Here is a 14,700-nt window from a genome sequence, read left to right as displayed (position 1 = left end):
CAGACACACTGACCACACCAGTCACATCTGTATCACATTGCAACAACGTCGGCGCTGGGGCTGGTCGAATCCGAGGCGGGCAGCACGATGACGCTGACCGCCTCCAATCCGCGCCGCGCTGTCTGGACGGCGATTTCGTCGATGAAGTGCGCGGCCGCCGGGTTTATCGACGCCGCCCAGGCGCGGAAGCCCTGCACGATCACCGGGTCGTGCTCCAGGAGCGGTCGCACGCCGCGCAGCGCGCCGACCACGTCGTCGGGCAGCGGGTCGGCCACCTGCTGATCGATCCAGGCGTGGGCGAGTTCTTGTGCGGCCGTGAGGTTTTCGCCCAACGCGACGACATCGCTGGCGAGGCTGCGCAACCGGTCGAACAGCACCCGGCGTCCCGGCGTCGCGGCGAGCCCTTCCAGCAGCGTGGTGGCCGCGGGTGGCAGCACCATCTGGCCGAACAAGGCGGGCACGGGCAATTGCCATTCGTCGAACAGGTCGGCATACATCGCGGCAACGGGCGCGGACAACGGCGCGCTGAGCCGCCCGATGACGCCGATGCTGTCCCGGTGCGTGGTGGCCAGGCGGCGCAGGATGTGTTCGTTGACGGCCGCCGCGCCAGGCTCGGTGGCTTCGTCGATGGCCGCGATCAGCTGGTCCAGCCGATCCCGCTGCCGCACCAGCAACGCGCGGTGCTCGTCGAGCAGGCCGGCCAGCGTGGTCTGCCCACCCTCGACCAGCCGCTGAATGTCGTTGATGCTGACGCCGAGGCTTCTCATCAGGTCGATGCGCAACAGGTCGAGGACCTGCTCGACGTCGAAGACCCGATACCCGTTCGACAGGTGCTCCGCGCGCAGCAGCCCGATCTTCTCGTAGTGGCGGATGCGACCCGAGGCGATCCCGGTCAAGGCCGCGACGTCGCCGATCAGCAACTGCTCAGCCACCCCTTGACCTTACAACCGTCGCAAGGTCTGTACTGGGACGATGGACCGTGATCAGCTCATCGACCTGACCCGGCGGGCCCTGAAGCTGGCCCGCGACAAGACCACCGACCTCGCGCCCGGCGAGCACACGGTCGACGCGGCCGACTACACGTCACTCGAGCGGCACCACCGCGATCGGGACCTGCTGCTGGCCACTCCCCAACTGGTCGGCTACGTCTCGGAGCTCCCCGCTCCCGGCGCGTACTGCACCAAGACGGTGATGGGGCGTTCGGTCCTGCTGACCAGAACATCCGACGCAACGGTCAAGGCGTTCGACAATGTCTGCCTGCACCGGCAGTCGCAAGTGGTCACGGGATGCGGGAGCGCGAAGCGGTTCACCTGCCCGTACCACGCCTGGACCTACGACAACAGCGGCACGCTGGTCGGGCTGCCGGGCCGCGAGGGCTTCCCGGGGGTAGCCGTCAAGTCCGACGGTTTGACGGAGCTTCCGGCCGCCGAATTCGCCGGATTCCTTTGGGTGGCAATGGATCCCGGCACCACCCTGGATGTGGCCGCGCACCTGGGGCCGCTGGCCGACGAACTCGACTCGTGGGGCATCGGACGGTGGGCGCCGCTGGGCGAGAAGGTCCTCGACTGCCCGATCAACTGGAAGCTGGCGGTCGACACCTTCGCGGAGAACTACCATTTCGCCACCGTCCATCAGCAGACCTTCGCCAGGATCGCTCGCAGCAATTGCACGGTGTTCGACTCGTACGGGCCGCATCACCGGTTGATCTTCCCGCTCAACACGATTCTGGAGCTGGAGAATGTTCCCGAAGAGCAGTGGGATCCCTTCCACAACATGGTCGTCATCTACGCGCTGTTCCCCAACATCGTGCTGTCGGTGACGATCGCCAATGGCGAGCTGTTCCGTATCTACCCGGGCGACCGACCGGGCCGGTCTATCACCGTGCACCAGAACTCGACGCCGCTGGATCTGTCCGAGGAATCCGTAGCCGCCGGGGCGCAGGCCGTCTTCGAGTACGCGCACGCCACCGTGCGCGACGAGGACTACAAGCTGGTCGAGGGGCTGCAGGCCAACCTCGAATCGGGCGCGCGCGATCGGCTTCGGTTCGGGCGCAACGAACCCGGACTGCAGCATCGCCATATCGCATGGGCCGAGGCGCTGGCCCGCTCGGCGCACAGGTCAGTCGGATAGCGCCGCGACAAGGTCGTCGAAAAGGGTTGTCAGCGCCTCGTTTTGGCTGGGACGCGCGCCGGCCAGGAGTTGCAGCGCTTCGCCCCGCCTTCCCGCGGCTATCAACGGCACCAGCTGATTCACCGTCGCCTGCGCCTCGGGGATCGGCGGTTCGGCGTGCGCGACGGTGGTGGCCAGCACCTCGACCAGCTCCCAATCCCGGTACAGCGCCAGCGAACGCTCGTTGAACGCGAAGCCGGTCACCGACTCGCCCCGCAGGGTCCCGCGGTAGCGGTATGGGCCTTCCATGTACTCGATCGGCAGGCCGTGCGCGGGGGCCGCTACCAGCGGCTCGCCGACGAGATCCAATTTCAGTGTGGGGCAGGTGATCCGGTGCCGATCGGGCAGGTATCGGGCGCGCGCAAGCGGGCGCACCAGGGGCCGCACCGTTTCCGGCCATCGCACGTAGCTGCTGACGGTGACCTCGACGTCCTCGGCGCATTCCGGTGCCATGGCCGGGTCGGGATAGCTCGTCGTCACCCCGGTAAACGGTTGCAGCGCATTGCCGTTGGTGCGGTCGAACTGCCGCCAGATGCTCAGGTCGATACCGTTGTCGAGATTGATGGTGCGCCATTCGTGCGACCGCGCCCGCGGGTCTCCCCCGCTTCCGCCGCCGCCGGCGTATTTCGGAAACCACTGCCGGTCGACATGCCCGCCGCTGCCGGACACCTGCTCGACCACGTCGCCCCAGCGCAAGGTTCCGGTCATCGCCATTCCGGTCTGGAAGTAGGAGTACGTCTCGCTTTGGCCGAAGCACACGATCTTCCCGTTGTAGGTCGACGCGCCCACCGGTGTCGGCGCCCGCGTGGGCGTTACGGCCAAATCCAGTCGCATGGACCGGCCGTGGTGGTCCTCGCCGACCAGGCTGACCCGATAGGTGTAGGGCAGCAATTCGCCGTCGGCGTCGCGGCAGGCGGTCCACGACGCGGTGCCCGCGCTGCAGTGATAGCTGATGTCCAGATGGCCCACCGCCATCGCGAGCTTGCGCTGCGCTCCCGGTTCCACGTTGGCCGGCGGCATGTCGTAATCCGTATAGGTGCCGTAGTCGCCGGAATCCAGGTCGAACAGCGCCATCGTGTAGAAGTCCGCGACGATCGTGCCCCCTGGCCGGTTCTTGTTGAAGATGGTCAGGAAGGCGAACGAACGGCCGCTCTCGGTGGCGTCGAGCTGTCCGGCGATGAACCAGGTGTCAGATTCCTGGTCGGGGTGTTCGCCCTCGGCGGCGGGAAACTCCAACTGGCTGTCGCCGGGCACCAACCGAAACGGGTAACTGCGCCAGTCGTCGCTCACGATGTGCGCTTCCTTGCCACGGCGCAATCCTGCTTTCTTCGCTATGTTAGCGTCAATAGCGAAGTTGCGGTCGCGGTCCCATCCCCGAGGAAGTGCCCCGATGACAGACAAATCCGACCATCGTTCCTATGACGAACTCTTCATCGGAGGGCAGTGGCGCAAGCCCGCCAACCCGCAGCAGCTCGCCGTGATCTCACCGCACTCCGAGGAGCCGGTCGGCCATGTCCAGGTGGCCGGACCCGAGGACGTCGACGCCGCCGTCGCCGCGGCGCGGCAAGCTTTCGACCACGGCCCGTGGCCACGGATGAGCCACGCGGACCGGATGGCCAAAGTCGAACAGCTCGCTGCGATCTACGCCGGCCACATGGACGAGATGGCCGACCTGATCACCGACGAGATGGGGTCTCCGCGCAGCTTCAGCCGGATGGGCCAGGGGGCGGCCGCGGCGACGCTGATCCACCTCGCGCTGGCCGCCGCACGCGACTTCCCATGGGTCGAACGCCGCCAGGGCGTGCTGGGCGAAGTGCATCTGCGCCGGGCCCCGGTCGGTGTGGTCGCGGCGATCGTGCCGTGGAACGTGCCGCAATTCCTGATCATGCCCAAGCTGATCCCGGCCCTGATCGCGGGCTGCGCGGTCATCGTCAAGCCGGCACCCGAAACGCCTTTGGACGCTTTGTGGTTGGCGGAGATGATCGAGCAGATCGACCTGCCCGAAGGCGTGGTGTCCGTGCTCCCCGGCGGCACCGACGTCGGCGAGGCGCTGGTTCGCCATCCCGGCGTGGACAAGGTCGCGTTCACCGGGTCCAGCGCCGTCGGGCGCCGCATCGCCACCCTGTGTGGCGAGCAGCTGAAGCGCTACAGCCTGGAACTGGGCGGCAAGTCGGCGGCGATCATCCTCGACGATGCGGACGTCGACAAGACGGTAGCGGGCCTGAAGACGGCCGGCCTGATGAACAACGGGCAGGCGTGCGTCGCCCAGACCCGCATCCTGGTCAGCGAGAAGCGCCACGACGAGGTTGTCGACGCGCTGGCCGGCATGATGTCGGGGCTGAACGTCGGCGACCCGGCCGAGGAGTCGACGGACATCGGACCGCTTGTGGCCCAACGGCAACAACGCCGCGTCCAGGACTACATCCGGTCCGGCCAAAGCGAGGGCGCCCGCCTGGTCCTCGGCGGCGAGGACAGCCCGGCCGATCGCGGTTGGTACGTGCGGCCCACGCTGTTCGCCGACGCCACCAATGACATGCGCATCGCCCGGGAGGAGATCTTCGGCCCGGTGTTGACCGTGCTGCGCTACCGCGACGAGGACGACGCGATCCGCATCGCCAACGAGAGCGACTACGGCCTGGCCGGTTCCGTGTGGACGGCCGACATCGCGCATGGTCTCGAGGTCGCGGCGGGCGTTCGCACCGGGACTTACGGCATCAACATGTACACCCTCGACATCGGTGCGCCGTTCGGCGGCTTCAAGCAATCGGGCATCGGACGCGAGTTCGGTCCCGAGGGGCTGCACGAGTACGTCGAGCTGCAGACGTTGGTCTGCAAAGGGCAGTTGCCGCCGCTATAAAAGTTGGGTTCCCCGTCCCCCAAAGAACGGCGAGCGTGAAGCCACTGCGAAAATTCGGCCGATTTTTCGCAACCACTTCACGCTCGGCGCGTCAGTACAGCCATCGCCAGGACGGATCGCGGCCGAGCCGCGCGAGAAGCCTTGCCTGCGCGTCGCTTTCGTCGGGCACCGCGACCGGGGCGCCGAACATTCCGGGCGGGCCCAAGGCCTTGAGATCCGCGGGCAATTCCGCGTAGAACAGCTCGCACCATCCCGGGTCGAGGCGATCGTCGGCGCCCACCGCACGCGCGAGGTCCCAGGTGTGCACCAAGACGTCGCGGCTCAGGCTCGGTATCAGCTTGTACGCGACGAGCTCAGTGATCCTGCCGGAGCCGAAGGCCTTCGTCAGCGAGTCATAGGTGAGTTGCCATCGCGCCTGCGGATCTTCGCGGGGGCGAGCGGGTTTCAGCCCGAGGGGGCGAAGGATGAGCACGTCGTGAAAGCCGATCACGTGCTCCAGCACTGCCCTGGCATCCCACTGCTCGCACGGCGAGCGGCGGTCCCATTTGCCATCGGCAGACCGAACCGCCTCGCCGAACCGCCCGCATACCGCCAGATGCAGTTCGGCCACGCCGTCAGCCATTGGGAAACTGCACCGTGAGCTCCACCGGACAGCACAGGGCGCCATGCTGATTGGTGACCTCGATCTTGATGTCCACCAGGCAGCGCGCCGGCCGCACCGAGGTGTCCCGGCGTTTGGCCACCGCTTGGCCGCGGCCGGTGATGGTGTCGCCGGCATAGACCGGGCTGGCGAGTCGCAGTGAGCGGCGCACCACGCGGCTGCTCGGGCCGGCCCAATCGGTTGCGACGCGGTCGGCGAATCCTGCGAGGTGCATGGTGTTGACGTAAATCGTTGGGTTGCCCTGGTTTTGGGCGTAGTTCGGATCGAAGTGGCCCGGGAAGTAATCCCACGTTGCCCCAGCGTTCTCCACGACCCGCTGGTAGCTGATGTGGTCGACCACCTCCGGCAGCTGCATGGGAACGCTGATGTCGTTCCAGTCCAGATCGGTCACGAGGCGCCGCCCGGAGTGAACCGAAATAACGTATTGCGACACGTGGCGACGACGGTCCCGTCCTGACGGCGATAGGTCTCCAGCGTTTCGACGAAATGCCCGACGCCGAGTCGAGTCCGCTTTTCCGGCGACACCGAAACCAGCTCCTCGACGACGGTCAGCAGATCGCCCTCGACGATCGGCTCCAAAAACTCGACGTCGTTGGCCGCGTTGATGAATGTGGTGCCGGGCAACGGCACCCTCAGCACCATCGAGGCGGCCGGCGGTCTGCCCGCCGGTTCCCACGGCGGAGGTATCAGCCAGCCCATCAAGAGGGCCGGCGGGGCGAGCAGGCCGCCCCACTTCTGCCGGGCGAACTCGGCATCCCAATACGAGCGATTGCCGTCGTGCACCATCGCGGCGAACAATTGGATGCGCGCGCCGCTGACGGGGGTCCTCGCGGTTCGCGGTTCGCCCGCCGCGCCGACCATGCGCAGCGCATCCTCGTAGGTGCCGAAGGTCAGCTGATAGCTGAGGTCGGAGTCCACGTATCGGTGCCGCTTTACATCACCAGCGGGTGCCGGCTGGGCACCGAATCCCAAGAAAGCTCCCGGGATTCGAAATACCAGCCGCCGCGCTCGTAGATCAGGTGGTCCCGGAACATCCCGGTCGCGCGCAGCGTGGTGTCGCCGTACATGGCGGCGTAAAGCACGGCAACACAGCGTTGCGTGGCGTGAACCCCGTCGACGCGGATCTCGTGATCGACGCTCACCAGGCGCTGCCCGTCGCCGCCATCGAAGGCCGCGTGCAGATCGGTGAACACCTCGCCATCTCGGGTGTAGCGGCCACCGGAATGGCGGAACGTCGCGATCCAGCGGTCACGGTCGCCGTTGGAGTAGGCCCGGTTGTGCCGGGCGGTCAGGTCGAGGATGGCTGCCCGGGCAATCGCGGCGTGGAGGAACTGCTCTTGCTGGTACGTCAGGGTCATCTTGGCTCTCCAGCCTTTCTGGAAATCGCGGGGCAAATTGCCTGCATGTAACGCTAACTCAATTCAACGCGCAACGATATAACCGTGCCTTTCACGATCCCAGGCGCCGGGATTCAATCCCCGAGATCGCAACAGATCTTTACGTATTCGCCCGATGACGTTCTTCGGAAGTTCACTGACGGTCTCGACAAACCTCGGCACGCAGAAGTACGGCATGCGGGCGGCGCAGAAGTCGAGCAACTCCGCGTAATCCAATGTCGCGCCGGGACGCAACGTCACGATCAGCAGGATGTCGTCCTCGCCCAGCTCGCTGGGCACCGCGATCGCGGCGGCTTCGGCCACCGCGGGATGACGCATGACGACGGCCTCCACTTCAACCGAGGAGACATTCTCGCCGCGGCGGCGCAGCGAATCCTTGATGCGGTCCACATAGGTCAGGTTCTCATCGGCGTCGAGCCGGCCGAGGTCGCCGGTGCGGAACCACTCTTGGTGGGGTGCAACCTGCAGGCCGTCGGTCACATAGCCCTCGCTCATGACGTGCGGGTGCCTGGGCCGGCAGGTGATCTCCCCGACGGTGCCGGCGGGCACCGGGCTGCCGTCCTCGTCGACGATGCGCACCTCGAAGTTGGGGTTGGGCCGGCCCGACGTCCCGGGAACCCCGTCGTCGGCCACGTTCTTGACGGCGATCGGAAACGCTTCGGTCATCCCGTACATCGTGACGATGCGGCAGCCGTAACGCTTTTCGATGGCACGGTAGGACTTCGCGTCGATTGGTGCGGCCGAGATGAACCGCAGCGGCAGCTGCGCGTCGCGCGAATCGGCCGGCAGGTTCTGCAGCATCGAGACCATCGCGCCGGCGCCGGCGAAGCCGATGGCGCCGCGGGTGCGGATGTCATCCCACACCTCGCCGGGATGGAAAGCCCGCGCCAGCACGGTCGTTCCGCCGACCAGCATCGGGGCCAGCACGCTGGGCGCGGCGCTGAGGTGGAACAACGGCATCGCCGTCCACAGCACCTCGCCGGCGCGAAATTCCCATGCCGCGGCGGCGGTCGCGGCCACCGAGAACAGGTAATGCCACGTCGTGGCAACCGCTTTCGACGGCCCGGTGGTGCCCGAGGTGTAAAACAGCGATCCCAGCTGGTCGGCGCGTGTGGCTATGCCGGGCCTACCGCCGTCGCCCGCCGGCGCGGCGCTCAGCGCCTCGGCGAGTGAATCATCTTGCACCACAACGTGAGTAACCGTGTCCAACCCGTCGGTGACCTCGTCGACGCGGGAACGTCGCTCGGGGTCGGTGAGAATCACCTTGGCCTGGGCCAATCGCAGGGTGTGCAGCAGGAAGTCGCCCTTGTTCGCGGCGTTGACCGCCGCACTTACCGCGCCGATGCGCGCCGCGCCCAGCCAGAAGTACACCCACTCGGGGCAGGTGGCGGTGAACAGCGCCACGCATTCCCCTGGGCCGACGCCCATTTCGGTCAGCACATGCGCGGCGGCGCAGGATCGTCGGCGCATCTGCTCGAAGGTCACGTCGACGCCCGCGATCGACATCATCACCCGGTCGGGATACTGCTCGGCCCGGCGATCCAGCACGGCCGGCACGGTGAAACGATCGACGCCGAAATCGGAGGGCCCGAGCAAGTCTCAGGCCTTGGCAGCCGCCGGGTCGGGCTCACCCGCGGCGGTGTAGCCGAAGTCGGTGGGCGAAGGTTCGGTTCCCGGGTAGAAGCGGTGGGCCCAGCGGCGAAGGGCGGCGTAGTCGTGTGCCTCCTCGGGCGCCAGGTTCGGCTTTTCCAGATACTTCATGTTCTCCCAGGTGAAGAAGTCCTGTTTGATGACTTCTTGCTGCAGGGCCAGGAATTTGGCGGCACGCCCGGTGGGCACGTCGCCGGTGTCGCCCGGCTCGCGAACGGACGCCTGCGTGTAGAAGTAGTCGGTGTAATCCTCGTCGACCGGCGTCTGCCCGGTGACCTGGATGGTGCCGACCAGGTCGCTGGGGAACCGCACGATGCCCAGTCCCAGCGAGTAGTTGTCGTAGATGATCTTCGCGTCGACCGGCCCGTTCGGGGTCAACCAGGTCGATGCCCGGCCGCCGCCGAAATGCGCGTTGACGGTGGCGTGCAGGTGATAGCCCGATACCTCGAATGAGGCCGTCGTCGCGGGATTGGCGGCCTTGTGCACGTATTGCACGTGGTACGGGTCGGCCGCGTTCTCGATGATCATCTGCGGGTGCACCTTGACGCGGTTGAGCATCTGGGTGTGCGGGTGCAGTGGGTAGTACTCGTTGGTTTCCAGCTCGGGCAGCACCGGCGGTTGCCAGTACGGCGCCCGGCCGTGACGCTCGTGCCACACCACGATGAAGCCGTACCACTCCTGGCTCGGGTAGGTGCGGATGCGGACGTTGTTCTTGCATCCGATCTTGCTGTACGGGATCAGCGCGTTGGTGCCGTCGCCGCGCCAGCGCCAACCATGCCAGGGGCAGACGATGTTCTCGCCCTCGACGGTGCCGCCGACGCCCAGGTTCGCGCCGAGATGCTGGCAATAGGCGTCCATCACATGGACCTCGCCGGACTCGGTGCGGAACAGCACCAGCTCCTCGCCGAAGTAGTGCAGCCGCTTGACTTGGCCGGCCTGCAGATCGGAGGCGAAGGCGACGATGAACCAGCCCGTGGGGAACCGGTAGGTCGACAGCGCGATGCCACCCTGTCCGAACTCCCGTTCCGACGGATCGGACTCGGTTGGGTCTGAAATCGTATGCGTCACGAGTACTCCGTATCCCGCCTGGACCAGCAGGAGCCGTGCGCTACTGGGCCGACCGCGGTTCGACGTCTGGATCTATTTTTACTATCTTAAGCATTGAACGTCAACGCGGCGCGAGGCACGTCCGGACTGAGCGAGGTTGCAAATGACTGCTGCGGCGGTGGATCTATCCGATCTCGCCCTGTGGCGCAACGGTTTTCCGGACGAGCTATTCACCGAGCTGCGCCGCACCAGGCCGCTTTTCCGCCACGAACTGACCCCGGGCGTCGTCAAGACGGTTCAGCGCGATTTCTGGGTGACCACCAAGCACCGTCACGCCGTCCGACTGCATCGGGACACCGATTCGTTCACTGCGGTCGACGGCCCGCTGATCCAGCCGGTCGGCATGTTTTCGTCGTATCCGACGATCATCAACATGGACCCGCCGGGGCTGAACAAGCGCCGCAAACTCATCTCCCACGCGTTCAACCCACGCGCGATCGCCAAACTCGAGGACGGCATCCGGGCGCGCGCGGCGCGGATGATCGACGACCTACTCGCCGAGGGCGGCGGGGACTGGATCTCCGACGTCGCCGACGCGCTGCCGATGACGGTCATCGGCGACATCATCGGCATACCGGACGAAGACCGGCCGCGAATCTTCGACTCCCTGGACCGCATCCTGAAGGCCAACTCGCCCGGGGCGCGGCCAAGCCGCCAGGACTATGCGGATCTCTATGCCACCATCTTCGGGTACGCGATGGAGCTCACCGCCGAAAAGCGGCGCAATCCCGCCGACGACATCTGGAGCACGCTGGCCTCCGCGGTGATCACCGGCGACGACGGCGAAGAGTTCAGCCTGCCCGCCAACGAACTCGAATTCTTCTTCTTCGTGTTGACGTTCGCCGGCAGCGACACCACCAAGAACGCTCTGGCCATCGGGCTGCAGGCCTTCGTCGCCAATCCCGAACAGGCGCAACGGTATCGCGAACACGAAGAACTGCGGCCCACCGCCGTCGAGGAGGTGCTGCGCTGGGCGTCGCCGGTGGCGTACTGGACGCGCACCGCCAAGGTCGACGTGGAGATGGACGGTCAGCACATTCCCCAGGGCGACCGAGTGGTGTCGATGCTGCGTTCGGCCAACCGCGACGAGGACGTCTTTGCCTCGCCGTTCACCTTCGACATCGGCAGGCAGCCCAACCCGCATGTGGCTTTCGGCGGCGGCGGCCCACACCACTGCCTGGGCGCGATGCTGGCCCGCGCCGAACTTCGCGCGGTGTTCGACGAGCTGCTGCTGCGCTGCGGCGACATCGAAATTGGCCCGGCCACAGTGACCTATCCGAATCTGACCACCAACATGTCGATCTACGACGAGATGGCGGTATCGCTGACCGGGCGATAGATCAGTCGACCAGCCGCAGGGCGGCCTTCGGGCACTGGTCGACGGCGGCGCGGACGTCGATCTCCCGCTCGGGCTGCACCGGTCCGTCCGCGATCTGCACGACGTCGGCGTCGCCCAGTTCGAATATGTCGGCGGCGATGGATTCGCAGAAGCCGTTGGCTTCACACAGGTTCTCGTCGACGGTGACGCGCATCAGATGTCCCCTTACTCCTAGAGGCCTTTGGGACGGGTCCCGATCACCCCGTCGGTGGCAAGTTTCTTTAGTTCGTCGTCGGTCAGCCCGCACCGATCGCGCAGTATCTCCCCATTGTGCTCGCCCAGCCGCGGCGGCGGACGCCGCAGCCACCTTTCCTGACCGGCCAGCGCCGCGAACGGTGGGCACGGATAGAGACCGGCCCCCGTGCTCGGATGGTCAAGTGCCTCGAAGAATCCCCGATGACGGAGTTGGAGGTTGTCGGTCACCAGCGACGGCGACACGACGGGTGCCGCGGGAATGCCCGCGCCGGCCAGCCGTTCCACCGCGGAGTCCAGGGGCTGGGCGGCGAACCACTCAGCCAGCCGTCGATCGATATCGTCGGCTCGCTCGCGCCTGCCGGCGACGGTGCACAGGCCCTCGTCACACCACGCGGGCCGATCCATCAGATCGACCAACGCGCGCCACTGCCGGTCGTCTTGCACCGTGACCGCGATCCAATCGTCCGAGCCGGCGCAGCGATAGAGGTTCTGGATCACGTCGCAGTGCCCGCGGTTGCCACGGCGGCTCAGCGTCACCCCGAAGACCTCGGATTCGATCGCCTGTACCGCGGTGGCGTTCAACGCGGCTTCCAGCATCGGCAGCTCGACGAGCTGTCCCGTCCCGGTGCGCTCGGCGAAGTTCAGCGCGGCCAGCACGGCGAAGGCGGCGTGCACGCCGGCCAGCGGATCGCACGCTCCCCGCGGCGCCACCGGCGCAGCGTCGGGCAGTCCGGTCACCCAGGCCAGGCCGGCGATCTGTTCCATCGTCGGGGCGAATCCGACCCGGTCGCGCCACGGACCGGACAGCCCGAACGCGGGCATCCGGGCGACGACGAGTTTGGGGTTGACCTCCAACAGCACGTCGGCGGTCAGCCCAAAGTGGTCCATCACGCGTGGCGAGAAGTTCTCGATCACGACATCGGCTCCGGCCGCCAGCTTCTTGAAGAGGCGGCGACCCTCGTCGGAACCCAAATCCAGTGTGACGGAACGCTTGTTGGTGTTCATCGCGTGGAACACCCACCCGTACTCCCACCAGTCGTCCACGTCTTTGCGCATCCCGCCCGAGTAACGAATGCCGTCGGGCCGCTGGATCGACTCCACTTTGACGACGTCGGCGCCGAAGGCGGCCAGCAGGTGGGTTGCGGCCGGCCCGGCCCAGAAAGCGGTCAGATCGACGACGCGAACGCCTTCGAGTGGTCGCGTCCTCGGCGCAGGCTCTGGCTCGAATTCGCTTTTCCGCCAAGGCGGCTCGTCGTTGTCCGCGCCGACGGCAGCGGTGTGGCCCGGTGGCGCGGGGGCGCACGCAGCCATCAGCCACGGCGCGCGCGGCTGATGAAAGCCCGCGGGATTGTGGACGAACACCCCACGCTGCGTCATGTACTCCATGTCCCGGATGGTGCAGCCGTTGCCCAGCTCGGCGATCGGCAGCCGGAACAATTGCCCGAGTTCGACGATCTCCGCGACGGTCCGTTCGGCCAGCCACGGGTGAATCTGCTCGCGGATCAGGTCGCGGTACTCCCATCGGCCGATTTGAAAACGCAGCTGCTCGATCTCCTCGAGCCGGGGGCATTCGACCATTGCCAGGAAGTCGAGCCACTGCTGGCCGGTGACCATGGTGATCCCGACGTAGCCGTCCTTGGCGGGTTCGATCGACGGCACCTCGGTGGTGCGGCTGATGGGAGGCACCCGCAGCAACTGCGAATGCAGCCACTCGCTGCTTTGCATCAGGGTCATCGCTTCGAGCATGGACAAGTCGAGATGCTCGCCGGGCCCGCCGCGCTCGACGCGTCGGCGCACCGCGAGCGCACCGAACGCGGCGAACACACCACCCATGTACTCGCCGAGGTCGCCGCCGATGGTGATCGGGGGCCCGGCGGGATCGCCGCGGAATCCGGGCGAGCCGGCCCACGCTTGCAGGGTGAACTCGCTGGCGGCGCGGTCGGCGTACGGTCCGGTCCAGCCGAAGTCGGAGATGGTGACGATGACCGCCCGCGGCGAGTCGGCCAGGAGCACATCCGGATCGATCCCCAGCGCCGCCGCCCGCGACCGGCCGGCGGTGACGATCACGACATCGGCGGCGGCCAATTCGGCGCGATAGCGCGCCAAATCTTCAGCGTCCCCGGCGATGGTCATGCTGCGCTTGCCCGCGTTGAGGTAACTGAACAACGGCGAACTGGAGCCCTCCGGCACCGCCGAACAGGTGGCGGAATACCGCCGCAACGAATCCCCTTGCGGTGGTTCGATTTTCCGTACCTGCGCCCCGGCGTCGACCAACAACTTGCCGCAGTAGCTGCCGGCTATCCGGTCACTGATCTCGACGACACGCAGGTCGTGCAGCGGTGTCGGCCGGGCGTCGGATCCGCGACTCACCCAGCTATTTATACCATTACTGCTAAGATAGCTAAGCCAGCCAGTTGCTTGTATCGAGGATCGGATGACCGCCTTGGGAATTGGGACCGACGCAAGGCGCCGGTTGTCGGCGCCGCGGATCGCCGAAATCGTAGCCGACGAGTTGCGCCGTCAGATCATCGACGGCGAGCTCGCCGACGGCGATCTGCTGCCCCGCCAGGAGGTACTGGTCGAACAGTTCAACGTCAGCCTGGTCTCCCTGCGCGAGGCGCTGCGGATCCTCGAGACCGAGGGACTCGTCTCGGTCCGCCGGGGCAACCGCGGCGGCGCCGTCGTGCACGCACCGGCGAAGACCAGCGCTGCTTACATGCTTGGCCTGCTTCTGCAGAGCGAGTCCGTTGCGGTCGCCGATCTGGGCATGGCGCTGCAGGAACTCGAGCCGGCCTGCGCCGCGCTGGCCGCCCAGCGGCCCGACCGCGCCGACACGTTGGTGCCGGAGCTCAAGCGGGTCAACGATTCGATGGCCGAACACCTCGACGACGGTCGGCTTTTCACCGAAATCGGCCGGGAATTCCACGATCTCATGGTTCGCGGCTGCGGAAACCACACCATCATCGCGGTCGTCGGCAGCCTGGAGACGCTGTGGACCAGCCACGAACAGCAGTGGGCCGACGAGAGCGCCGCACGAGGCACCTACCCGTCGCTGGCGCAGCGCCGCGCGGTTCTGGCCACCCACACCAAGCTGACGGAGACGATCGCGGAGGGTGACGTCGACCGGGCTCGTCGCATCGCGGGCCGCCACCTCGCCGACACGCAAACGTATGTGCTGTCCGGCCGGCCCGATCAACGGATCTACGCGCTTTCACCGCAGGCCCAGTCCCGTTCAGGGTCACGCCCGCGGGATATCCGGCACTCCTGAGAGGAAGCCTGCTGGGTG

Annotated in this window: 14 protein-coding genes; 4 read left to right on the top strand and 10 right to left on the bottom strand. The window is 66.8% G+C overall.

The genetic code is table 11. The annotated features are described in order from the left end of the window. Positions 1 to 32: 32 nt before the first annotated feature. Positions 33 to 932, bottom strand: a complete 900-nt coding sequence (locus A5747_RS19420) for a MerR family transcriptional regulator (protein ID WP_076127223.1) — start codon at positions 930 to 932, stop codon at positions 33 to 35. Positions 933 to 972: 40 nt separating this feature from the next. On the opposite strand from A5747_RS19420, the gene A5747_RS19415 reads away from it, so the two are divergent. Further along, positions 973 to 2,130: an aromatic ring-hydroxylating dioxygenase subunit alpha gene (locus tag A5747_RS19415; protein WP_076127221.1), complete on the top strand. Its 1,158-nt coding sequence runs from the start codon at positions 973 to 975 to the stop codon at positions 2,128 to 2,130. On the opposite strand, the gene A5747_RS19410 is transcribed toward A5747_RS19415, so the two are convergent. Beyond that, positions 2,119 to 3,459 (bottom strand): lipocalin-like domain-containing protein, encoded by a 1,341-nt coding sequence (locus tag A5747_RS19410; RefSeq protein ID WP_076127338.1) that lies wholly within the window; start codon positions 3,457 to 3,459, stop codon positions 2,119 to 2,121. The two genes, A5747_RS19415 and A5747_RS19410, sit on opposite strands and share 12 nt — an antisense overlap. Positions 3,460 to 3,559: 100 nt before the next feature. Here A5747_RS19410 and A5747_RS19405 point away from each other — a divergent pair, with 100 nt between their 5' ends. After that, the gene (locus tag A5747_RS19405; protein ID WP_076127218.1) at positions 3,560 to 5,026 is read left to right on the top strand and encodes an aldehyde dehydrogenase; all 1,467 of its coding nucleotides are present in this window, start codon (positions 3,560 to 3,562) and stop codon (positions 5,024 to 5,026) included. Positions 5,027 to 5,117: 91 nt separating this feature from the next. Here A5747_RS19405 and A5747_RS19400 read toward each other — a convergent pair whose 3' ends face one another. The 6 genes from A5747_RS19400 to A5747_RS19375 all read right to left on the bottom strand — a co-directional run bounded on the left by A5747_RS19400 (position 5,118) and on the right by A5747_RS19375 (position 9,802). Beyond that, on the bottom strand, positions 5,118 to 5,648 hold the full coding sequence (locus A5747_RS19400; RefSeq protein ID WP_076127216.1) for a maleylpyruvate isomerase family mycothiol-dependent enzyme: 531 nt from the start codon (positions 5,646 to 5,648) through the stop codon (positions 5,118 to 5,120). After that, positions 5,641 to 6,042, bottom strand: coding sequence for a MaoC family dehydratase (locus A5747_RS19395; RefSeq protein ID WP_076127336.1), 402 nt, complete (start codon positions 6,040 to 6,042; stop codon positions 5,641 to 5,643). The genes A5747_RS19400 and A5747_RS19395 overlap by 8 nt, the downstream gene beginning before the upstream one ends. Before the next feature lie 32 nt (positions 6,043 to 6,074). Further along, positions 6,075 to 6,548, bottom strand: coding sequence for a MaoC family dehydratase N-terminal domain-containing protein (locus tag A5747_RS19390; RefSeq protein ID WP_139333416.1), 474 nt, complete (start codon positions 6,546 to 6,548; stop codon positions 6,075 to 6,077). 71 nt (positions 6,549 to 6,619) lie between these two features. Then, a complete protein-coding gene (locus A5747_RS19385) occupies positions 6,620 to 7,045 on the bottom strand; it encodes a nuclear transport factor 2 family protein (protein WP_076127213.1) in 426 nt (141 codons plus the stop codon). A 63-nt stretch (positions 7,046 to 7,108) separates the two neighbouring features. Next, entirely contained in the window at positions 7,109 to 8,680 is a 1,572-nt protein-coding gene (locus tag A5747_RS19380; RefSeq protein WP_076127210.1) for an AMP-binding protein, read from the bottom strand. 3 nt (positions 8,681 to 8,683) lie between these two features. Then, positions 8,684 to 9,802, bottom strand: a complete 1,119-nt coding sequence (locus A5747_RS19375; RefSeq protein WP_198938222.1) for an aromatic ring-hydroxylating dioxygenase subunit alpha — start codon at positions 9,800 to 9,802, stop codon at positions 8,684 to 8,686. Between the two features lie 142 nt (positions 9,803 to 9,944). Here A5747_RS19375 and A5747_RS19370 point away from each other — a divergent pair, with 142 nt between their 5' ends. After that, positions 9,945 to 11,180, top strand: coding sequence for a cytochrome P450 (locus tag A5747_RS19370; protein WP_076127205.1), 1,236 nt, complete (start codon positions 9,945 to 9,947; stop codon positions 11,178 to 11,180). 1 nt (position 11,181) lies between these two features. On the opposite strand, the gene A5747_RS19365 is transcribed toward A5747_RS19370, so the two are convergent. Then, positions 11,182 to 11,373, bottom strand: a complete 192-nt coding sequence (locus A5747_RS19365; RefSeq protein WP_076127202.1) for a ferredoxin — start codon at positions 11,371 to 11,373, stop codon at positions 11,182 to 11,184. Positions 11,374 to 11,390: 17 nt separating this feature from the next. Continuing rightward, complete coding sequence (locus tag A5747_RS19360) at positions 11,391 to 13,784, bottom strand: CoA transferase (protein WP_076127201.1); 2,394 nt, start codon at positions 13,782 to 13,784, stop codon at positions 11,391 to 11,393. Positions 13,785 to 13,848: 64 nt separating this feature from the next. Here A5747_RS19360 and A5747_RS19355 point away from each other — a divergent pair, with 64 nt between their 5' ends. After that, positions 13,849 to 14,682, top strand: coding sequence for a FadR/GntR family transcriptional regulator (locus tag A5747_RS19355; RefSeq protein ID WP_076127199.1), 834 nt, complete (start codon positions 13,849 to 13,851; stop codon positions 14,680 to 14,682). The last annotated feature ends 18 nt before the right edge of the window (positions 14,683 to 14,700 follow it).

The organism is Mycobacterium sp. IS-836 (assembly GCF_001954275.1).
Taxonomy (GTDB): domain Bacteria; phylum Actinomycetota; class Actinomycetes; order Mycobacteriales; family Mycobacteriaceae; genus Mycobacterium.
This window is presented reverse-complemented; position numbering and strand designations above follow the sequence as displayed.

Bases quoted from the DNA above. Each gene is read 5' to 3' on its own strand.
- A5747_RS19370 (WP_076127205.1), top strand. From the start codon at position 9,945: ATGACTGCTGCGGCGGTGGATCTATCCGATCTCGCCCTGTGGCGCAAC.
- A5747_RS19415 (WP_076127221.1), top strand. From the start codon at position 973: ATGGACCGTGATCAGCTCATCGACCTGACCCGGCGGGCCCTGAAGCTG.
- A5747_RS19355 (WP_076127199.1), top strand. From the start codon at position 13,849: ATGACCGCCTTGGGAATTGGGACCGACGCAAGGCGCCGGTTGTCGGCG.
- A5747_RS19400 (WP_076127216.1), bottom strand. From the start codon at position 5,648: ATGGCTGACGGCGTGGCCGAACTGCATCTGGCGGTATGCGGGCGGTTC.
- A5747_RS19405 (WP_076127218.1), top strand. From the start codon at position 3,560: ATGACAGACAAATCCGACCATCGTTCCTATGACGAACTCTTCATCGGA.
- A5747_RS19390 (WP_139333416.1), bottom strand. From the start codon at position 6,548: ATGGTCGGCGCGGCGGGCGAACCGCGAACCGCGAGGACCCCCGTCAGC.
- A5747_RS19395 (WP_076127336.1), bottom strand. From the start codon at position 6,042: ATGCAGCTGCCGGAGGTGGTCGACCACATCAGCTACCAGCGGGTCGTG.
- A5747_RS19365 (WP_076127202.1), bottom strand. From the start codon at position 11,373: ATGCGCGTCACCGTCGACGAGAACCTGTGTGAAGCCAACGGCTTCTGC.
- A5747_RS19385 (WP_076127213.1), bottom strand. From the start codon at position 7,045: ATGACCCTGACGTACCAGCAAGAGCAGTTCCTCCACGCCGCGATTGCC.